The 20744-nt window shown below is 31.4% G+C and carries 22 protein-coding genes; 4 read left to right on the top strand and 18 right to left on the bottom strand.

The genetic code is table 11. The features are described 5' to 3' along the window. The first annotated feature begins 33 nt into the window (after positions 1-33). From EK17_RS02280 to EK17_RS08920, 4 genes are all read left to right on the top strand, one after another. Positions 34-780 (top strand): thioredoxin domain-containing protein, encoded by a 747-nt coding sequence (locus EK17_RS02280; protein ID WP_035587138.1) that lies wholly within the window; start codon positions 34-36, stop codon positions 778-780. 94 nt (positions 781-874) lie between these two features. Then, positions 875-2800 carry a TonB-dependent receptor gene (locus tag EK17_RS02285; protein ID WP_035587140.1) on the top strand — a complete coding sequence of 642 codons (1926 nt, stop codon included), beginning with the start codon at positions 875-877 and terminating at the stop codon, positions 2798-2800. 23 nt (positions 2801-2823) lie between these two features. Then, positions 2824-3225 (top strand): hypothetical protein, encoded by a 402-nt coding sequence (locus EK17_RS02290; RefSeq protein WP_156957501.1) that lies wholly within the window; start codon positions 2824-2826, stop codon positions 3223-3225. 2 nt (positions 3226-3227) lie between these two features. Next, positions 3228-4415, top strand: coding sequence for a GGDEF domain-containing protein (locus tag EK17_RS08920; protein ID WP_051904366.1), 1188 nt, complete (start codon positions 3228-3230; stop codon positions 4413-4415). A 6-nt stretch (positions 4416-4421) separates the two neighbouring features. Here EK17_RS08920 and EK17_RS02300 read toward each other — a convergent pair whose 3' ends face one another. The 18 genes from EK17_RS02300 to EK17_RS02385 all read right to left on the bottom strand — a co-directional run bounded on the left by EK17_RS02300 (position 4422) and on the right by EK17_RS02385 (position 20740). Further along, on the bottom strand, positions 4422-5177 hold the full coding sequence (locus EK17_RS02300; RefSeq protein WP_035587145.1) for an energy-coupling factor ABC transporter ATP-binding protein: 756 nt from the start codon (positions 5175-5177) through the stop codon (positions 4422-4424). Beyond that, on the bottom strand, positions 5161-6003 hold the full coding sequence (gene cbiQ / locus EK17_RS02305; RefSeq protein ID WP_035587146.1) for a cobalt ECF transporter T component CbiQ: 843 nt from the start codon (positions 6001-6003) through the stop codon (positions 5161-5163). The genes EK17_RS02300 and cbiQ overlap by 17 nt, the downstream gene beginning before the upstream one ends. Beyond that, positions 6000-6308, bottom strand: a complete 309-nt coding sequence (locus EK17_RS02310) for a PDGLE domain-containing protein (protein WP_035587147.1) — start codon at positions 6306-6308, stop codon at positions 6000-6002. Before EK17_RS02310 ends, cbiQ begins: the two co-directional genes overlap by 4 nt. Continuing rightward, positions 6289-6990, bottom strand: a complete 702-nt coding sequence (gene cbiM, locus EK17_RS02315; RefSeq protein ID WP_035587148.1) for a cobalt transporter CbiM — start codon at positions 6988-6990, stop codon at positions 6289-6291. The genes EK17_RS02310 and cbiM overlap by 20 nt, the downstream gene beginning before the upstream one ends. A gap of 10 nt (positions 6991-7000) precedes the next feature. Further along, entirely contained in the window at positions 7001-7261 is a 261-nt protein-coding gene (locus EK17_RS02320) for an ATP-binding protein (RefSeq protein ID WP_198018131.1), read from the bottom strand. Between the two features lie 14 nt (positions 7262-7275). Next, positions 7276-8388, bottom strand: a complete 1113-nt coding sequence (locus tag EK17_RS02325) for a DUF354 domain-containing protein (RefSeq protein WP_198018132.1) — start codon at positions 8386-8388, stop codon at positions 7276-7278. Positions 8389-8457: 69 nt separating this feature from the next. Then, positions 8458-9537, bottom strand: coding sequence for a glycosyltransferase (locus EK17_RS02330; RefSeq protein ID WP_035587150.1), 1080 nt, complete (start codon positions 9535-9537; stop codon positions 8458-8460). Between the two features lie 73 nt (positions 9538-9610). Beyond that, entirely contained in the window at positions 9611-10699 is a 1089-nt protein-coding gene (locus EK17_RS02335) for a glycosyltransferase family 2 protein (protein WP_035587153.1), read from the bottom strand. Between the two features lie 37 nt (positions 10700-10736). Next, positions 10737-11834, bottom strand: coding sequence for a DegT/DnrJ/EryC1/StrS family aminotransferase (locus EK17_RS02340; RefSeq protein WP_035587154.1), 1098 nt, complete (start codon positions 11832-11834; stop codon positions 10737-10739). Beyond that, positions 11831-12880: a radical SAM protein gene (locus tag EK17_RS02345; RefSeq protein WP_035587155.1), complete on the bottom strand. Its 1050-nt coding sequence runs from the start codon at positions 12878-12880 to the stop codon at positions 11831-11833. Before EK17_RS02345 ends, EK17_RS02340 begins: the two co-directional genes overlap by 4 nt. A gap of 17 nt (positions 12881-12897) precedes the next feature. Further along, the gene (locus tag EK17_RS02350) at positions 12898-13980 is read right to left on the bottom strand and encodes a methyltransferase domain-containing protein (protein ID WP_035587156.1); all 1083 of its coding nucleotides are present in this window, start codon (positions 13978-13980) and stop codon (positions 12898-12900) included. Then, positions 13961-15661: a carbamoyltransferase family protein gene (locus EK17_RS08925; RefSeq protein ID WP_156957502.1), complete on the bottom strand. Its 1701-nt coding sequence runs from the start codon at positions 15659-15661 to the stop codon at positions 13961-13963. The genes EK17_RS02350 and EK17_RS08925 overlap by 20 nt, the downstream gene beginning before the upstream one ends. 14 nt (positions 15662-15675) lie before the next feature. Continuing rightward, entirely contained in the window at positions 15676-16599 is a 924-nt protein-coding gene (locus EK17_RS02360; protein WP_035587157.1) for a hypothetical protein, read from the bottom strand. A 33-nt stretch (positions 16600-16632) separates the two neighbouring features. Then, complete coding sequence (locus EK17_RS02365) at positions 16633-18054, bottom strand: sulfate adenylyltransferase subunit 1 (RefSeq protein ID WP_035587158.1); 1422 nt, start codon at positions 18052-18054, stop codon at positions 16633-16635. Between the two features lie 63 nt (positions 18055-18117). Next, entirely contained in the window at positions 18118-19017 is a 900-nt protein-coding gene (gene cysD, locus EK17_RS02370; RefSeq protein WP_035587159.1) for a sulfate adenylyltransferase subunit CysD, read from the bottom strand. Then, the gene (cysC, locus tag EK17_RS02375; RefSeq protein ID WP_198018133.1) at positions 19007-19636 is read right to left on the bottom strand and encodes an adenylyl-sulfate kinase; all 630 of its coding nucleotides are present in this window, start codon (positions 19634-19636) and stop codon (positions 19007-19009) included. Before cysC ends, cysD begins: the two co-directional genes overlap by 11 nt. 49 nt (positions 19637-19685) lie before the next feature. After that, the gene (locus EK17_RS02380) at positions 19686-20183 is read right to left on the bottom strand and encodes a hypothetical protein (RefSeq protein ID WP_156957503.1); all 498 of its coding nucleotides are present in this window, start codon (positions 20181-20183) and stop codon (positions 19686-19688) included. A 95-nt stretch (positions 20184-20278) separates the two neighbouring features. Further along, positions 20279-20740 carry a hypothetical protein gene (locus tag EK17_RS02385; protein ID WP_035587161.1) on the bottom strand — a complete coding sequence of 154 codons (462 nt, stop codon included), beginning with the start codon at positions 20738-20740 and terminating at the stop codon, positions 20279-20281. Between the last annotated feature and the right edge of the window lie 4 nt (positions 20741-20744).

A 20744-nucleotide genomic window follows, 5' to 3' on the forward strand; every position in this document is an offset into this window, starting at 1 on the left:
GTTAATAATCTCAAATCGTTGTATAAATTAAACATGAAACTTTTGTTGGCTACTTTTGTATTTGTCTTTAGTTTATTAATTGGCAATTCAGCTAAAGCTAAAAATATATGCGATAATATCAGTTTGATGAAAATTATGCCCTATATGCCAGCTGATTACAGGATTATCAGTAAAAAACCGCTAAAAGATACAAACCTGTGCGATATTTTAGTTCAGATAAACTCTCAGATTATTCCCATCTATGCAAATTCTCATATAGCGATTGTTGGAACTGCCTACAAAAACGGTATATCTTTGACAAAAAAAGAAATATCATCATACCTAAAAGCACAATTCAAAAAGAACTTTGAAAAATATAAAAACGATCTTAAGCAGTGTGTGGCAGCCACCTACAAACCCAAACCCTCAACAAAACGATTTTTCTATCTTATTACAAATCCCGATGACCCTTTGTGCGAAAACGCAAAACAGGATATAAAAAACATAGCAAAAAAATTTAATGTAGGCATAAAGGTTATTTTTGTTCAGCCAGAAGGGAAGAGCAAAAGGGTGGAGGACTTTATATGTTCAAAAAAAACCTTTAAAGATTATATTAACAGCAATTATGGAGATAAAAGCAGTTGTAAAAGCGCAAAAAAATATTTAAATAAAACTAATAATATAATTTTGAACAAATTAAAAATAACATCCTTTCCTTTCCTTGTTGATAAAAAAGGTAAAAATCAGTATGGCATAAACCCTGTATTGATAGAGAAATTTATAAAAAACATTGAAAAATAAGCTATAAAATAGATGTTAATTTTACGTTAAGTAAGCATTTATATTTGAATTAATTTTAATATTTTGCTATGAGTAAGCTTGGGGAGAAGGTACAATGAACAGGTTATTGGTTATATTTTTAACAATTATAGTATGCATAACATTTATATCAACAAAGGCATTTTCTATCCCTTATATTACCAGACTTTTACAGGAATATTCATACAAAGCTGACCTTTCTGAACAAACAAAGAAAGAAAGCGCTGGATATGTAATTATATTTACACGTCAGGATCTCGACAAAATGAAAATTAAATCCTTAAGTGAACTTATAAACAAAATCCCCTTTATGATCTATGGTGAAAATGAATTAGGATTGAGTGTTGTTGATTTTACTCCTTACGATTTTGATTCATTTAATCCCGTAGTTGTTTATATAAACGACAGAGAAATTATAACGCCTTTTGGAAGCAATGGCTTTCAACTGCTTGGTCAACTGGATACAGAATATATTGATCATATTGAAGTATATCTTGGTATGCCATCATTCGAAATTGGGCTAAACAGTGCATATATAGTAATAAAAATTTACACGAAAAAAGGTTATAGAGAAAACGCAACAATATCTGGAACGATGGCAGGTAGTTATGGAACTTACGAATCATATATTTATACTGGTGGCACAGAAAACTCTACATCATATTTTCTGTATGGTAATTATAAAAACTTGAAAAGAAGAAAATATCATCATAACAAATCATCTCTCTCAAAAAACAAGCAAACGGGAAATATTTATACTGAAATTGACAGCGGCAATATAAGAGCGGAGATGAACATACTATTTGGAAAATTTAATGACTTTATGGGCTCAAGTGCAGAGATTACACCTCTAAAAAACAAGGTATATGTCAGCTATATATATGGAGGTTTATATTATAAAAACAACAAACAAAATATAAAAGCTCATATAAACTATCAAAGAATTTACTCGAAAGCCAATGAACAATCAAAAGGGCCCACATATTTCTTTGGACAGCTTCAAAAGGGAATTGCCCCTTTTAATCACTACAAAAACTATATGAGACAAAGCTCAATAACCACTTTTTTTCAAAAGGGATTTAACTCGAAAAATAACCTCTTCATTGTGGGTAGTAGAATTAAAGTAAATCACCTCAAGTTTATAAAATTAACAAATGAATATGGAAACCTACCGGCAGCAGATTTTAACACTCAATATACATACACTTTGTTTTCTGAAGAAAGATATCAGTTAAATCAATCAAACATTGCCTTGCTCTCTTTTAAACAAAACTGGGCATTGAATAATGGTGGCGTTGCAGACTATTCCCTCCAATCAGGAAGAATTGGGTATATCTATAACGGCAATAAATATGGATTTAAATCTTTTCTGTTTGCCGGAAAGTTTTTACCACCTGCCAATATATTATACTATCAGAAATTATTAACAGACAAACAATTAAAGTCACAAAAAATAATGGTAACATCAGCTAAAATAAAAATCAAAACAGAAAATGCAACCTATGGGTTGTTGTATAGTCTTTTATTTGCAAAAGATTTCGTCTACTTAAACAGATTAAAAGGATATTTTGAAAATGAGCCAAAAACAGAAACAATTCATGCTTTATCGTTTACATCAACCTATTTTTTCAATCCGTTCAGTAAAATGGAGGATGGTATCTGGATTTATAGATTAATAGGCAGAGGTAATACATTAAGCAGATATACGGTAACAGGAGGATATATTACTTTGTTTAACACAATAGGAAAATTTGATTTATACAATAGCATATCATTCCAGCACGGCCATCCATATTATAAATCAGGTTTTACGTATGATTGTACAATAACATACAGTCCAAATAGAGATCTATCTATATATCTTAAAGGAATAAATATTTTAGGCAGATCCCCTAAAATCAACTATATAAGAATAAATCCTTATACCGGACAGAAAAACTTTTTAAATAATGTAAGTAGTTTTGACAGGACAATATGGGTTGGAATAGAGTACAAGTTCTAAAAATATTCATAATAGCTTTTTCTTTGGTATTATTAGCAACCAAAATCAACAGCGAAACATTGACGGATTTAAAACTCAGACTACTATCCTCAATAGCCCATATTATTTGTTCACAACGAGAGGTTAAAATCTATCTTGCAGACAAAAGCTTTATACAACTCCCTCAAAACAAATATAATTTAAGATTCATCAAAAACTGTTCTAAAGCAAACCTTGTATTAACATCAACACTAAGCAATCTAAATAGTACCTGTCTAAAAAAGCCTATATTCGTAACAGACTACGGCGAATACATACACCATAAAAACCTGATAATAGGTGCTTTATTCTGGCAGAAAGGAAGGCCTGTTCTGTTATTTATCAAGAAAAATCTTGAAAGGTTTCATGTAAAACTCCCCCCAACCTATTCAAGTTATACAGAGTAAAAATGAATCCATTAAAGAAAATCAATATTTTTTCTCTACAGCGCATTATATTTTTTATGCTCATTGTTTTCTTCATATCACTTTTTATTCTTTTTGAGCAATTCTCAAAAACACAGATAAAAATATTCAATGATGCTGAAAAAAACCAGATACACCAGATAGAAAAACTAACACATCATCTTTCAGATTTAATACTTTCAATATTCAATACAAACAAAAGCATGTTTGAAGTTTTAAAGAAAAATCCTATGTTGCGAAAGAAAATAAATAACACGTTAAATCTTTTTGTAGACGATACAGTAAAATATATCTATGTAATTAGAAAAGACAAATATGGTAAGTTAAGATATATTCTTGATGGTTCAAATAAAAGACAAAGGGCATTTTTTAATCAACCTTTTATTCCAGTCAATCCAAAAATTTGGAGTATCGCCTTTAAATATAGAAAAGATGTTTATTCCACCCAAAACAAAGCCTATGGTATATGGATAACATATATACATCCTATTATTTATAACAATAAAATACAGGGAGTCCTAGCGGTAGATTTATCTACAGATGTGTTCAAAAAAGTTATATCATCAATTTCTCCTTTGAGAATTTACCTTGCTTATATGGTTGCATTTATACTTCTTGTCATTGTTTTAATGGGAATTCAATTATACCTTTACCTAAAAGAACAATATATAGGTAGAATTGACTATCTTACTAGACTCTACAATAGAACATTTTTAAGAGAAATAGAAAGAAAGCTAAACCTTAAGGAAATTTCAGTTATAATAGTAGATATAGATTTTTTTAAGAAAGTCAATGATAGGTATGGTCATGCAGTTGGCGATATGGTACTAAAAAGTGTGGCAAGAAGACTTTTATCGGCAACCCGCTCCAATGACTATATAATTAGGTATGGCGGAGAAGAATTCTTAATAATACTGAGACACAAAGTTAAAAACGTATATTGCATAGAGAGTCCTAAAGACGTGGTAATGATTGCGGAACGTATAAGGAAAACAATTAAGAAAAAGCCCATTAGAATAAATGAATTAAATTTAAATATAACTGTTTCCATAGGCGTTGACCCATTCACCTGCAAAAGAAAAACCCTTCTTGACTCAATAGAAATTGCAGATGAAATGTTGTATAAAGCCAAAAATAACGGAAGAGATAGAGTAGAAATAGCAGAAAAATAAAATTTACTACAAAACACCTAAAGGATGGATAATATTTGCCTTAATAAGCAGTTCTGCATCGGCAAGAATATCTTTTGTTTTGCCCATCGTTAAAAGCCTGTGGTTTTCTCCTATAACAACACAGTAATCTGCTATCATTTCAACAAGCCTGAGATTATGCGTTGCAATTACTATCGTTTTTTTATTGCTCTTTAGTTTTTTTAGCATATCAACGACCCACCACTGGGTTTTTGGGTCAAGAAAAGCGATAGGCTCATCAATCAGCCACACATCAGGATTTAGAGCATACACCGAAGCAATAGAAACCTTCCTTTTTTCTCCCTCACTGAGGTTAAATGGATACTTATCAAGAAGATCCGAAAGATTAAGCTGGGATGCAATTTCAAAAACCTTCTCATTAGTTTTATCAGAATCATATCCAAACTGATTAAATGCAAGTGCGATTTCATCTTTAACTGTGGGCAAAAACAGTTGAGAGTCTGGATCCTGAAAAACAAAACCCACCTTTTTTCTAAAAAACTCGTTGAATTTTCTGTCTTTAAAAATCTTTTGCGAAAGCTGTTTTCCAAAGGCTTTCACCTGTCCGCTTTCTGCAAAATACAAACCATCTAAAATCTTCAAAAGCGTTGATTTACCGCATCCATTTGCACCCAAAATTGCAGTGCATAAACCCTCTCTAATCGAAAAACTTATATCATCAAGTGCCTTTATGCTGTCAAAATAAGAAAAACTCACATTCTCAAGTTCAAATATGTTTTCCATAAAGCATCACACTAAAAATCAAACATATAACGCAGAAGCTAAAAACAAAACTATAGGAGCTTTTAATCTGCGTTTTAGGTGTATAAGCTGAGGGCATATAACCCCTTGATTCCATTGCAAGCCACACACATTGACTCAATTTTAAAGAACGCTTAAGAAGCATTCCAATTCTATTTGATAGCCATTTGTAAGAAAAATTAAGGTTATCTTGCCTAAAAACACGACTTTTTTTGGCAATCAAAGAGTTTTCGCCATAATGAAGAAGCAGAAAAATATATCTATAGCTGATAAACAACGATATTAAGATCACTTCAGGAACAAAAAATGTTTTCAATACGGCAATTATATCGGTCCATTTTGTTGTTAAAACAAGAAGCGTTGTATAAGCCACAGAGGCTGTTATTCTTAAAACCAAAAGAGCCGCAGTATATAAACCCTGCGAGGTTATACCAATATCGATACCTTTTCCAAACAAAGAAACCTTAAATAGATGCAAAACCACATCGCCCTTTAAAACAACATTAAAAAGTGCTGGTAGAGCTAAAACCACCGCAAAAAACGGTATAAATAGAATTGTGCGTTTTAGAAAGAAAAGAAGAGGGATTTTTGAGGCTACGGCAAGAATTATACAAGAAACAATCAACCCAACAATAGGCAGCAAACCCTTAGAGAGGTTTGCTGCTATGATTAAAAGCAAAATACCCGCGGTTTTTAGGTGAGGCTGCACAAGTTGCAAAAAACCACTTCTGGAAGCAAAGTTTGAAGAAAAAACAGAACTTTCAACAAACCTATAGAAAGACTCAAGTGTCTTGTCAATGAAGTTCATTGAGCCTTTTTCTTAAAAAAAACTAAATCAAGTAGATAAAACACACCAACAAGCAGAATAATGCCCAAAAAAGCGCTCAAAATATAACCTGCTGTATCGTTTAAACCCCTTACAGAGTAGTCACTAAAGGGTGCATTCCATAGAGATGAAAATTTCTTAATTCCTTCGGGCACAAAACCCACAAGTTTTTGCAGGGTATCAGCAGACCACTCACCCCAGGCATCACCTTCTGCCAGCAATCCAAGAGGTGTAAGAATAGCCATGGCAACTAAAAATATAGACAACTTAAGCAATGTTTTTTTCATTGAGACCCTCCCTTAAGGCAAAAATTTCGGGTGTATACTTATAAACAAATGCCAGCACGCCAACTGTAATAACCACCTCTACAAAACCCGCTATGGTTAGATGGGCAAGCATCATGGCAGGCACAGCCTGACTTAAGGGATAAGGACAATAAAGTGGTGTTCCGTTTGCCGCATGATACAAAAGCGGTTGTATGCCAAGCTCAATTCCATCAAGTAAGGCTGCAGCATTGATCCCTACATATGAGCCTATAGCTGCTGCAACAAGCTGTCTTTTTGAGCCAAACGGAGCATCTTTTGAAATAAGTTTATAAACACCATATCCAACAAGCGGTAAAGCAATGGCCATATTGAACACATTAGCTCCATAGGCCAAAATTCCCCCATCACCAAAAAAAACAGCCTGAATAAACAACGCCATACTGACAGCAAGCACAGCTTCCCACGGACCTAAAACTATCGCAATCAGCGTTCCACCGATCCCATGCGCAGTTGTGCCACCCGGCACAGGTACATTAAACATCATAACAAGGAAGGAAAAAGCACTAAAAATACCAAGCAGCGGCAGTGTCCTGTTTGAGGTGTTTTTTATAACCTTTTTTGATGCATAGGCAAGAATAGGTAGAGAAATCGCATACATAACACCGCATGTTTGAGGACTTAAATACCCATCAGGTATATGCATAAAGCACCCCCTACAGATTGTTTTTCAAAACTTCCTTAATCTGCTTGTAAACCTGCAGAAAATCACCATTTTCCTTTATCAAGTCCACAACCGATGGTTCATATTCGATTACCTTCTCGTTATACGGAATATAAAAAATTCTGTCAAATTTTTCTTTATCTTCTATCCTGCTTTCAACCTTTTCAATATCCTTTTGTGATCTTACCCTGTTTATTGCAAGATAGATATACTCGATACCGATCTGCTTAGCAAGACTTAACATGTAATCCAAAAAAATCCTAAAATTTAATGGATTGATCTACATAAGAATCTAAGAATCTCATCCACTATAAAATCAATATCAACATTCATGCTGTTTAATGGTGCTGTGTTGGGTTTTAATTGACTACTAAAAGCCTTATCAACATAGAAAAGAAGCTCATCAACATTATCAACCCATACCATCAAACCGTTATCTATCTGCCATTTATCGTAATGCGAAATAAAGCTGCGGGTAGAGATTGTGGGTGTGCCCAAAAAGCAGGCCTCTGTGTTTATCGTTCCCCCTCCCCCGATAAATAGATCAGCATCCTTAAGCAGATGCTGCAGAATAATCTTTTCTTCCACTACATAGGCAAACGGAAACAGCTGTTTTAAATAATCGCTTTCATATCGAGGAATAATGATTATATTAGCATCAAATTTTTTGTATATAATCGGCAAAGCTTCGTATAGAATTGGATATCGTTTTTTCACATAGCTTGATTTATACTCCTCCTCCCTCACAACAACGGTAAATTTACTCCTATCAATGCCGTATTTTTTGTAGAAATTTTGAACATACTCTTTATCAAACTGAAAATCCTTTAACCATAACAACGGATCTATGAACTCATATTCAATAATTTGCTCTTTTTCCAAACCAAATCTTAAGAAAATCTCATCGGGCACCACAAAGGGTTTAAACATTTTTGTTGAAAGCGGGATTGTAAGCCTTGCTTGAGGTAACGCCATTTTAAAATTTGTCCTGTAATCTGAAAGCGGTATATCATAAAAATTGCATACAGGTATGCCAAGTCCATAGGCAATTCTTACAGCATCAACCGATGATAAACATATCAGCTTTTCAATATCAAAATCCTCAACAATTTCTAAAAGTTTTAACTGCCTATTTATCGAGTCATATAGCTTGTCTTTTAAATCTTCTCCACCAAAATTTCCAACATTTATATATTCAAGATTATAAAGCTGAAGCAGCTGCAATACCTCGTTGTAACCATCACCTCCCCTTGTGGTTATCAATATAGGGCTATTGTTTTGAATTTTTTTTATTATAGGATAAAAAAACAGTACAGATTTGGGGGTTATCAGGTCAAACCATATAAATTTACCATTCTTTTCTTCAAACTTCTTCTTCACTACAAATAAACCTTTTTAATTATCCTCAAACCAAAATAAACGACAGTCTGATACTTTAACTACCCTTAGCTATCTGCCGCAGTACCACGCATCCAAAATCAGCTTATATCTTTTTAATGTGTTATGCAAAGAGAATTCTTTAATTTTTTTGTTCTGAGAAAGCATTTTCTGTCTGTAACGTTCGTCTCTTAAAACCTTTAATATGCTATAAGCAAATTCTTCTATATTACCAAGCTGAACTCTATATTTTAAAACCTCTTCACTTCCTTTATAGTCATATGCAACAATCGGCAAATTCGCCTTCATAGCCTCCAAAAGAGCTATAGAAAAGCCCTCGTAATATGAAGGCATAGCAAAGAGAACCGCATTTTTAAAATACTTATAGGGATTATCAAAACCAACAAATTTCACCCTCTCTTCCAACCCAACTTTCTGCACAAGCTCAAGCAATTCGTCTTTTAAAATACCATCCCCAACAATAATTAGATTCTCGTCAATTTTATCACTGATTAACTTATACGCTTTTATAAGGTCTTTCTGCCCTTTCTGAGGGTGCAATCTCCCAACATGCAAAATATAATTACCATAGTTGCAATAATTATTTTGTAAGTTGAAATTATTTTCCACACCATTGTAAACGAGTGCGGCACCTTCAACTTCATTCATAATAGCTTTACTAACAACAATAACATGTGCATTATGATAGCAAACTTTACTATTTTCTTTGTAAAAATAATTAGATAATAAATGAACCCTTTTGTTTTCGTATCGAGATAAAGTATTATGAACAACAAATACCTTTTTTCTCTTGTCAATTATCTTCAGGTGACATAGTATAAAATTATTGTAATCTTCATGGCTGATTACAACATCTGGTTTTAGGGTTTTTAATATCTCTGTTAACCTATTAACCCTATACCTAAAAATCTGAGTTCCAGCGCTCTTTTTAGTTATATCCGTTTTTTTTGTTTTGATTTTCAAAATAGTTATCTTGTTGTTCAATCTGTATTTTATAGGTTTATTGTCTTCTGCTAATACTATGCTTATTTTGTAAAACTTTGCTAAAAAATTTGCCAGATTAACTACAAGCTTTTGAACACCGCCAATATCCAAATTCTGAGTGAAAATTACAATATGTTTACTTTTCATCTAATCCACACTTTATACAAACTCATATTCCTGTATAAATCTACCGCTCATCTTTGACTACCAATATCCATATTTAAAGCAACTCTTTGATGTTTCTGTAATTTACACCATTTCTAAGTAAATTCTTGTACATTTTATGAATTAAACTTCTTTTAAAAGTGGCAATTATAACCTGTTTTGAAAGATCTATATCTTTTAATTTCAAACAACTGTCTTTAAAATCATCAATCACACCCAATACTTTTATGTTATTTTTCTGCAAAAATTCTTTAAGCAGTACCCCTGCCTGTCCGCACCCATATATATAAACTTCCTTGTCCAATTCCTTTAATAATCTATCAAAATATTTTTTTCTTGAAGTTATATAATAATTAAACTCAACATTCTCAAAACTATAAAACAATCTTTTATTTATAAACCATTTATACTCTTCATACTTGCCTTCTTTTCTTAAAACAGGAATGATTTCATCTAAAAATTTCAAATCCCACTTTATTAAATCATAAGGAGACTTAGAAAGCTTTGCACTGAAAGACTCACCGTCTATATTAAGCCTCCATCCAAACACAACCTCATTAATAAATCTTATTTTTTTAGCAAAAATTAGAGAAAAAAATACTGAGGACAAATCGTGCTCAAAATTTAACTGTTTTACCCTACATATAATTTCTTTCTTAAATACTGTATTACCACCAAAACTAAATTGACTGAAAACCTCTAAAGCTTCTCTGCTATTTAATATATCTTTTTGAGAAAAAAAATCATTCTTTATATATTCACCATTAAAAATAATTTCTTTTTTTGCACTAATAATATCCTCATCATAAAATTGGATTTTATCAAAAAAGTTGTTATCTATATATTCATCATCATCTGCTATAAATGTTATATAATCACCTCTGGCCTTCTGTAAAACATTGAAGTAGCTTTTTTGGATACCTAAGTTTTTCTCGTTTTTAAAATATCTAATCTTATCATTCTTGAAACTTTTAATAACCTCTTCTGTCTTATCAATTGAAGCATCATCAACCACAATAATCTCAAATATAGATCCCATATTTAGGAGTTTTTCAAGACAAACTTTCACCAATTCAGCACGGTTATAAGTTGTGACTATTACACTTATTAAATGCCTATTCCCTTCTAATAAATGATGCTCCAACTATACCTCCTCGAATTGTAATCAAGTATAGCACCTTTTAGCTTGAAACTCTGTAAAAACCTTTTATCTCCCCTGCCACAACTTCTATTTCTTCTTCTGTTATATTCAACGGCAAGGTAAGAATTTTTTTATTCAGCCGTTCGCTGTTTGGCAGTTTAAACCCTCTATCTTGAAATGTCTTTTGCTGATGTATCAATATAGGATAATGTATTTTTGTTTCAATGCCTTTTTCAAATAGATACCTTTTTAAATCGTCTCTCTTTTCAGCTTTTATTACAAATGTGTGATAAGAATGGAATTTGTCAGCTGCTTCTTTTATCAATTCAACGCCCTCGATATCCGCAAGCAGTTCGTGATATTTCTTTGCGCTGGCTCTTTTTCTTTCAATTACACTATCAACTTTTTTTAACCTATGATTTAAAACAATCGCATTTAATGTATCAAGCCTCGACACTCTTCCGATAATCTGTTGCTCATCTCTTGTAATTAACCCATTATTTTTTAACAGTCTCAACCTTTCTGCTATATCTTGATTGTTTGTGGTAATTATGCCGCCATCACCAATGCCACCCAAGTTTTTAAGGGGGTGGAGAGAAAAGCATCCAACATCACCCAAACTGCCGGTCTTTTTACCTTTATATTTTGACCCTATACTTTGAGCAGCATCCTCTATAACCCTTAAATTATATTCTTTGGCAATATCATTTATCTCATCCATATCGCATGCAAGACCCGTAAGGTGAACAGGCATTATCGCCTTTGTTTTTTTAGTTATAGCTTTCTCTATCTTTTTGACATCTATTAAAAGGTCTTCTCCTATATCCACAAAAACAGCTTTTGCCCCAATCCACTCAATTGCATTTGCAGTGGCTATAAAAGAATTTGGAACTGTTATTACTTCATCTCCAACCCCTATATCAAGAGCCTTAAGAGCCAAAATTAAAGCATCGGTTCCTGAGGCAGTCGAAATTGCATATTTACAACCAATATATTTTGCAAAGTTATTCTCAAATTCCTCTATCTCTTCTCCACCCACAAAATTGCCTTTTAGGAAGATTTTTTTAAGTAATGGAGAAATTTCTTGCTCATATTCTTGTTCTGAGATTGATAAATTGATGTAGTTTATCATTATTATATAAAATTTACATGGTCATTTGGATTGGGATTTACAATACTTTCCAGCTTCAAATTTAAGGCGTGGAGTTTACAACCTATAGGGCATTTACTTAAATCTATCTGTTTTACCTTGTTTAAATGTTCCTTACTACCCCAAATTTCGCTAAACTTATTCTCGTAAATATTGCCTATCGTAAAACCTCTACCTTTCAAATTACCGCAAAACTCAACATTTCCATCCTCATCTATATACGGTGATAGCCATATAGCTCTGCATTTTTTATATCCTCTGTCTGTTTTTTTCTCAATAAGAGCTTCTATCTGCCACTTTTTCCAATACACCTTAAATTTTTCGTTCTCCTGTTTTTTGGCTATCTGCAGCTTTCTATTTACAATTTCCGAACGAAGCCTATTTTCTTCGTGATTAGTATTAAGCTCATTTTTATAAACAGGTTTATAAGATATATAATCCACATTAAGTGCTTTATAAAATTCAGCAGCCTTTTCAATCTCATCTATATTATATTGATTGAAAGCGAACTGAACGCCAACTGTTAAGTATTTTGCTCTTTTGTTCACAACACTCTTTATATTCTCAATCACCAGGTCAAAATCATTTGATAAATGGGTTTTGGTATGGGTGGTCTTGCTGCAGGAATCAACACTAAATCTTACAAATCTGCAATATTTACTTATAGCGTCGGTTATACTGCTTCTTTTCCAGCTACCATTTGTAAATAAACCTATATCATACCCAAGACCATGAACCCTTTCTAAAAAAACTTCAAATTCTGGATGGAGGGTTGACTCACCATCCCCAACAATAGTAATAGCCTTAGCACCGTATTCTTTTGCCTCTTTTAGGGCATCCAGCATTTTATCTATGTTAGCATTAATCCTATTTTTCATATCTTTCGCAAAATCTATATAACACCACACGCATCTATGGTTGCAATAATTAGTTAATCCAACGGTAATATGAACCGGATAGGTTTTTCCGGTTTCCAATAGCTCTTTTACTTTATTGTAATGATAAATTAATTTACTGCCCGCATCAAGTATCATTCTTTCTCCTCTAAATATTAAATTAACATTTGAAAAAAAAGTATTTTATTCTCCTTGTTGGAATCCATTTTATTTTTATAAATAAAATATGAGTTATCGTAATAATTCCAACAAAAAACAATAGTTTTATTATCTTTTTTTACTTTATTTAATTCATTGTATTCGATTTCTATTAATTCAATATCAGGATATTTTTGTTGTATTTTATTAATCACTAATCTATAAAAATAATCTTTTTGTTTTAAATAAACACAATACAATTTTCTATCTTCTATGTTGATAATATTATTTTCAATAGTTCTTAAGCCTTTTTTTAAAAAAACTATAGATAAAGAATAATCGCCCATTTCATCTATATCGAAACCATTTTTAACTGCTGCATTTATTATATCCTTGTAATTATATTGGATATTGTATGGATTTACTGAATAATATTCTATAAAAGTTAAATATTTATCTACTATACCGAAATGGGGTGAATAAATAAAATTTTCTATATACCAACCTCTTAATATTTTAAGATTAAATAAAGTAATTTGCAACAATAAATTTAATAGAGAAATGGTTTGTCTAATTATGATGTTTTTTGAATAAATTTTTTTCCTAATTTTATCAGCTATTTTTTTTTGAAAACCATAATATGAAAAAACAACATGCAGCTTCCCTTTCTTTTTTATAAAGTAGTTAAATTTATCAAAAATGTCATCTAAGGATAAATTAATATGGGGAAGAACTCCATAACATATAAAATAATCAATGCTTTCCTTTTCTATATATTTATCTAAATTTTCTAACTTATCTTTAATAAATTCAATTTGATTACAATTTTTTGTTTTAAAAAATAATTTTATTTCTTCTATACCATCTGACGGTTCAACAATATAGTATTTTTTTGTTTTTTTAATTATTCCCATATTATATAAATTTTTTGTTAATCTACCTGCTCCCGCACCTAATTCTAATACAATTTTATTGTGCAAATCCATTGTACATTTAAATCCCTGACTTTTTAAATAGTCTAAGTTTGAATAAAAATAACTTTTACTTTTACTATTAAGAAAAGATTGTTTTTTTAGGAAATCAGAATAAAATTTTTTCATACTCTTTCCCTACTACATGATTTCCCAACACCAATACATCCAAACCACTTGTAAAAAATGTCCTTATAGCATCTTTAGGTGATTGAACTATCGGCTCACCCGCCAAATTAAACGAGGTATTTAAAAGCAACGGTATGCCTGTTTTTTTATAAAAATGTTCAATTAAATTATAAAATCTTTCATTGTTATTTTTTGTAACAGATTGAACCCTTCCTGTTTTATCGTTGTGCACAACTGCCGGAACTTTTTCTGCAGCACTTTCTTTAAATTTCAAGATCTTCTCCATAAAAGGAGTATATACATAATCTTCAAAATATTCATCACCAAATTCATCAATAATTGCAGGAGCAAAGGGTCTAAATTTTTCTCTAAATTTTACCGCTGAGTTTATTTTTTCTTTCATATCTTTTATTGAAGGATTGGCCAATATACTTCTATTTCCCAATGCCCTCTGCCCAAACTCCATTTTTCCTTGAAACCACCCTATCACTTTTCCATCAACCAGATAGTCAGCAATCGCATTATACAATTTATTATCCTCTAAATATCTATATCTAATTTTGTACTGCTTTAAAATTGACTCAATATATTTGTTATCATACTGCTTTCCAAGATATGGAGATAAATTTGGTAATTTCAAGCTCTTGTTGTACAAAACAGCCCCTATAGCATTGCCGGCATCATCGGGGGCAAAAGATACATAAATATTACTGTAAGGAGTTAACTTATCAATTTTGCCATTCAACAAACAGTTCATAGCGGTTCCACCACCGTAGCATAAATTATCAATAAAAGGTTCTTGTTTGTGAAGCCATATCAATATCTCAATCACGCTTTCTTCAAAAACCTTCTGGGTAGCAGCCGCAATATCATAAACTTTTTGCGGGTCTTTAAGATAGTTGCAGGGCTCTCCTAACAAATTCATCAACTTATCACTAAAATATCCCCTCGTATCAAAATTGTAAAAATTAAAATAGCTCAAATCCAATTCTATATTGCCATCTTTTACAGATATTAATCTTTTGATTTCTTTATAATATTTCCTCCAATCACCAAAAGCAGATGCACCCATAACCTTCCATTCATCTTTCTCTGGTCTAAAACCTAAAAACTCAGTCATCGTTGCATAAAACATGCCAAGTGAGTGGGGAAATTTATGCTCTTTAATAATCTGTAATCTACCATCCTTCATAAAAGATAATATTGTTGAGCTATTTTCACCATATCCATCAGCTATCAAAATAGCAGAATCTTTAAAATCTGAGCTATAATATGCCATTCCTATATGGGATAGATGGTGATTTACAAACTTCACCTTCACATCCTTATCGCTAAACCTTATTATCTGTTCTGAAGGTTTTATGTATGTATCTGACATTTTAGAGAGCACTGCATTTATGTTAGAGTAAAGCCTTTGCATAGGGTGAGCCACCCATTTAGAAAACCCCGCCCTAAATCGCGTTGCATTCAGATATGGATTCCAGGCTATTATAATCTCATCAATATCATCAAAAGTTGCATCTATTGTTTCTAATCCCGCCTCTATCGCTTTAAATGGAAAGCCGTTATCATATTTTATTCTACTAAATCTTTCCTCTGCACTTGCAAAAACAAGACAATCATCTTTAAAAACCGCACAAGATGAAAAATAACCGGTATTATGAATCCCTACAGTTATCATATCGCTCCTTTTTATCAAATGACCTTTTCTCTATATTTAGGAAAAAAATCATTATCAAATCTGTTAGTTAGTTTTACCAGATTATCATAAACTTTTGAATCGAATATTTTTTCTCCTACATAATAGGGCAAAGTTTTTTTTGAAAAGCGCCGTTTAAACTCATAAACCCCACTTCTGCCACCGCCAAGGAAAAATATTCTTTTGCCTTCCTTTTTTAATTTTAAAGCAACTTGATGAAGTAACATTGCATTTGTATCTAAATTTATATCTACAGAACCTCCTAAAAAATAATAGCTTGTGCTTTTATTGTCCAACACTATCATTGCAGAGCGCAGGACACCATCCAACTTTATACCAAAGACCCTGCCGAATTTTTCATAAATAATACTCTTTAAAACTTCTTTATCAAAATAAAAATATTTATGAGCTTTATTTCTGTTCATTGTTTCAATGTATAACTTATAGAAACTATCCACATCAACCCTACATACTTCAAAGTTTAATTTACTTATTTTGTTGATATCGGATTTTCTTCCTTTTGAGTAATCTTTCCAAAACTCGGTTTCTAAATCGATATAAATTAAATCGTTCACCTTTCTGATATTCATAAAATTTGAGAACAGATCAAAATCAAACACATAGCAAGGATCAAATCTTATAAACATGCTTATAATTTTATTATCCAAACACCAATTCTGAAATGTTTCAAAAAAATATTGCAGTATCTCTCTGCTTGTATAATAAATTCCTCCATAATCAAAGGGAGTAATGATGTCGTAATACTTTCCCTTAGGCAAAAAGGTTAATTCATTTGAAATATCCCTTTTTATAAAATTAAAAAACGCCTTTTGTCCATTTCTTTCTATTTCAAATCTAATTGTTTTACCGTTTTCAAGTTTCTCAACTGTCTTTGCGTATTGGAAATCTTTATATATCATATTTTATTTATATACCCTACCAATTTTTTATCTCTACTTCACTTCCTCAATATCCCTACATCCCCACTCTGGGTAAAACTTTCTTATGTATCTATTTAGTTCAATCTCGGCTTGAGTGTAAACTCTTTTTTTCCCTTTTGTTGCTATACCCACTATCATTCCTGCTGCTACGGTGTTATTTGTTAATTTATCTATCAAAATAAAAGCACCAGTGTTTTTATTTTCCTCATAAAAGTCAAATGCTACTTCCTCATTTAAATCTATTTTTACCCTTGCAATATCGTTTAACTTTAAAGTGTAAACCCTCTCCTTTTCAAGTGTATGCACATCTCTTCTATACAAGACTCTACTAATTCTTGCAATTGTTTCTTTAGTATAAATTTTCAGTATATATTCCTGGTTTTCTAATTCTTTATCAAAAACAATTAGCATAGCTTCAAAGCTGTTAGAAACATAGGGTAGAGACTCATCTGGCTTACAAATTAAATCTCCTCTACTTACGTCAATATCTTCATAAGTTGTAAATGTTATACACCCTTTTTTATAAACTTCTTCTCTGTCAGAAATAGGTATAATATTCTTTACTTTTGCTCTTTGCTTTGATGGATAAACTACTATTTCATCGTTCTCTTTTATTTTTCCCCCAACTATCTCGCCACAATATCCCCTAAAATCTAAGTTGGCTCTATTTACATATTGGACTGGAAAACGAAAGTTTATATTGTCATAACTGATAGAAATAACGGAAAGATCATCTAAATACTCTAATAATGATTTACCTTCATACCAAGGCATATTGTATGATTTTTTTACAACATTATCTCCCTTTAGAGCACTAATTGGAATGAAATCTATTTTGTAGTTTAAATTCTTGTATGGAAGAGCTAATCTTAATTTGTCGAACATTTGAATAAAATCTTTTTTTATTTTTTCAAAAACTTCCTGTTTGTAGTCAATCAAGTCCATTTTATTGACAGCGACTAATATATGTTGAATACCCATTAGGGTTACAATAAAAGAATGCCTTTTTGTTTGAGTTAAAACGCCTTTTCTTGCATCTATCAAAATAATAGCTAACTCGGCATTACTTGCACCTGTTGCCATATTTCTTGTGTATTGCTCATGCCCTGGTGTATCAGCTATTATGTATTTTCTTTTATTCGTATAAAAATATCTATATGCAACATCTATCGTAATACCTTGAAGTTTTTCGTCCTTCAGGCCATCAACCAATAAAGCAAAGTCCATCTCATCTGTTGTACCGTATTTTTTTGTTTCATACTTTGCTTTTTCTATTTGATCTTCAAATGCTGCTTTTGTTTCATATAACAACCTTCCTATTAGAGTTGATTTTCCATCATCTACGCTTCCACATGTAATAAACCTTAGCGATTCTTTATTTGCATCGGCTTTTAGGTAATTTCTAATAGAATCAATAGAATTAATAGATTGCATCTTTAAAAATCCTTATATTGCTTGGCAATGTCATTGTTTGTGATATTTTTATGTTGACTATATCTAAAAATACCCCTCTTTTTTCTTTTCCTCCATGCTTGCACCCTCATCTTTGTCTATTAATCTTCCAGCTCTTTCGCTTCTATTTGTAAGCAATGTTTCCTTTATTATTTCTTCAAGTGTTGTTGCTTTTGAATTTATTGCTCCTGTTAGAGGGTAACACCCAAGAGTCCTAAATCTAACCCACTCTTTTTTTGCTTTTTTTCTTAAATCGTGTGGTACTCTATCATCATCTACCAATATCTTTGTTCCCTCAAACTCTGTTACCAATCTTTCCTTTGCAAAATACAACGGAACTATAGGAATATTTTCCTTATAAATATAAAACCATATATCAAGTTCTGTCCAGTTTGATAATGGGAAAACCCTTACACTTTCTCCTTTGTTTATGTGTGTATTGTATAAATTCCACAGTTCTGGTCTTTGATTTTTTGGATCCCACCTGTGGTTTTTGTCTCTAAAACTAAAAATCCTCTCTTTTGCTCTACTTGCCTCCTCATCTCTTCTTGCTCCACCAATTACTGCATCGAATTTATATTTGCTAAGAGCTTTTTTTAAAGCTTGCGTTTTCATTATCTCTGTATGAACTTTGCTTCCATGGATAAATGGATTGATTCCCATTTCTTTACCATCTTCATTTACATAGACAATCAATTCAACTCCCAATTCCTTTGCCCTTCTGTCTCTAAACTCTATCATTTCTCTAAATTTCCACATTGTATCTATATGTAGAAGTGAAATTGGTGGTTTTGCTGGATAAAAAGCTTTCATTAGTAAATGAAGCAATACAGAACTATCTTTGCCTATACTATACATCATTACAGGGTTTTTGAAGGTTGCCGATACTTCTCTGATGATGTATATGGATTCTGATTCTAATTCTTTTAAATTTTCATCTAACATTAATGTAACCTTTGTTTACTAAAAAGCTAAAAATACTCTTGCTTGCATCATCTGCTGACATTTTAATGGTTTTTATGTGAATATCGGGATGCAATGGAGGCTCATAGGGTGCATCAATACCGGTAAAGTTTTTTATAATGCCACTTCTTGCTTTTTTATATAATCCCTTTACATCTCTTTGCTCACAAACTTCAATTGGCGTATCTATATATATTTCTACAAATTCCCCAGCCTCCAAAATGCTTTTAGCAAATTCTCTATCTTTCCTGTATGGGGATATCAAGGCAACTAATACTATCAAACCACTATCTACAAACAGCTTTGCAACCTCTGTAACCCTTCTTATATTCTCTTTTCTACTGTGTTCATCAAATCCTAAATCTCTATTTAATCCATGCCTTATATTATCACCATCCAATAAATAAGTAAGATTTTTATTATTGAACAATAACGATTCAACTTTATTAGCAATAGTTGTCTTCCCACTGCCACTCAAACCAGTAAACCACAACACGCACGGTTTTTGATTGGTAAGTTGCATTCGATGATGTTTAGTGATGCGGGTTTTATACCAAAAAACATTATTACTGATAACTCGATTTTCAAATATTTTTCCCACAACATACTCCTATCAAATAATGAGCCATTTTGTATATATAAAGTTAGAGTTAAGTAATTATTGCATCCAACTCAATAACCTTTTTACCAAATAACTCTTTTTCATCCAAACCTTTTTGATAAGGACCTTTTACAATACAATCAACTTTGTCTAAATACTTTTCTTTAAACTCATCTCTATTCACTATATCGATACCCTTAAATTTTCCTTTTTTAAAATCATCTATGAAGCAAACAATATTTAAAAACTCTTTTAATTTTTCATAAGCAATACTTCCTGCTCTTTCTGTACCAAATATAGCAATGTTATCATTTTTTAATATACCTATCTTATTTATTAGAGAAGTATACAATTCTCTTTGTATATATCTTTTTTTCAGCTTTTCATTTTTTACAATATTTAAATAATTCCCCTGAAAAGGAACCAAAAAATTAACATCTTTTAATTTTTTAAAAATAGTTATTAATCCAATGTCATCATCAATTATATCTAATATCTTTAGCTTATTTAAATTTTGTTCATTATATACAACTTCTTTATTTTCCATACTTTTCTTGCTCAGCCACATCCCTTCTATTTTGTAACAATTTGCTTTTGCCAAATCTTCAAAAAAAATGGGATGATAGCTATAGAACCCATGATTTAATTGTCCCTGCATAGGGGTTGAAAGAATAATGTAACCATGCGTTTTACATAAATATGAATATTTTTAAAAACATTATACTGATTAAATATATGTTCGGTAGTTCCAAGATTTAATACTATATCATACTGATTGCTAAACCCATACTCTTCCTTTAAATCATAATTTAAATCAAAATCTTTGGCGCCAAAATACCCATCAGTATCAATAAAATCAATTTCTTTAAAACCCAAATATTCCCAAAACCACTTGGAAGAATATCTTCCATTTTCAAAATATTTATTTAAATCAAAGTCTTCTATATTTAAAATCTTCAAAAAATTTTCATGTTGGTTAATATCATCAAAAAGATAATCAATACTTCCTAAAGTCACTATTGAGTTTCTATTTTTTACATCTTTAAAAAAATCCTTTAAAAATAAAAATCGATTCATTCTCGGATGTAATTTTTTTGTTTTCATAATA

The sequence above is a fragment of the Hippea jasoniae genome, from assembly GCF_000744435.1.
Lineage (GTDB): Bacteria > Campylobacterota_A > Desulfurellia > Desulfurellales > Hippeaceae > Hippea > Hippea jasoniae.

Coding starts and splice junctions, on each gene's coding strand:
- EK17_RS02280 (WP_035587138.1), top strand. CDS start 34: ATGAAACTTTTGTTGGCTACTTTTGTATTTGTCTTTAGTTTATTAATT.
- EK17_RS02285 (WP_035587140.1), top strand. CDS start 875: ATGAACAGGTTATTGGTTATATTTTTAACAATTATAGTATGCATAACA.
- EK17_RS08920 (WP_051904366.1), top strand. CDS start 3,228: ATGAATCCATTAAAGAAAATCAATATTTTTTCTCTACAGCGCATTATA.
- EK17_RS02300 (WP_035587145.1), bottom strand. CDS start 5,177: ATGGAAAACATATTTGAACTTGAGAATGTGAGTTTTTCTTATTTTGAC.
- cbiQ (WP_035587146.1), bottom strand. CDS start 6,003: ATGAACTTCATTGACAAGACACTTGAGTCTTTCTATAGGTTTGTTGAA.
- EK17_RS02310 (WP_035587147.1), bottom strand. CDS start 6,308: ATGAAAAAAACATTGCTTAAGTTGTCTATATTTTTAGTTGCCATGGCT.
- cbiM (WP_035587148.1), bottom strand. CDS start 6,990: ATGCATATACCTGATGGGTATTTAAGTCCTCAAACATGCGGTGTTATG.
- EK17_RS02330 (WP_035587150.1), bottom strand. CDS start 9,537: ATGAAAAGTAAACATATTGTAATTTTCACTCAGAATTTGGATATTGGC.
- EK17_RS02345 (WP_035587155.1), bottom strand. CDS start 12,880: ATGATACTTGATGCGGGCAGTAAATTAATTTATCATTACAATAAAGTA.
- EK17_RS02350 (WP_035587156.1), bottom strand. CDS start 13,980: ATGAAAAAATTTTATTCTGATTTCCTAAAAAAACAATCTTTTCTTAAT.
- EK17_RS08925 (WP_156957502.1), bottom strand. CDS start 15,661: ATGATAACTGTAGGGATTCATAATACCGGTTATTTTTCATCTTGTGCG.
- EK17_RS02360 (WP_035587157.1), bottom strand. CDS start 16,599: ATGATATATAAAGATTTCCAATACGCAAAGACAGTTGAGAAACTTGAA.
- EK17_RS02365 (WP_035587158.1), bottom strand. CDS start 18,054: ATGCAATCTATTAATTCTATTGATTCTATTAGAAATTACCTAAAAGCC.
- cysD (WP_035587159.1), bottom strand. CDS start 19,017: ATGTTAGATGAAAATTTAAAAGAATTAGAATCAGAATCCATATACATC.
- EK17_RS02380 (WP_156957503.1), bottom strand. CDS start 20,183: ATGGAAAATAAAGAAGTTGTATATAATGAACAAAATTTAAATAAGCTA.
- EK17_RS02385 (WP_035587161.1), bottom strand. CDS start 20,740: ATGAAAACAAAAAAATTACATCCGAGAATGAATCGATTTTTATTTTTA.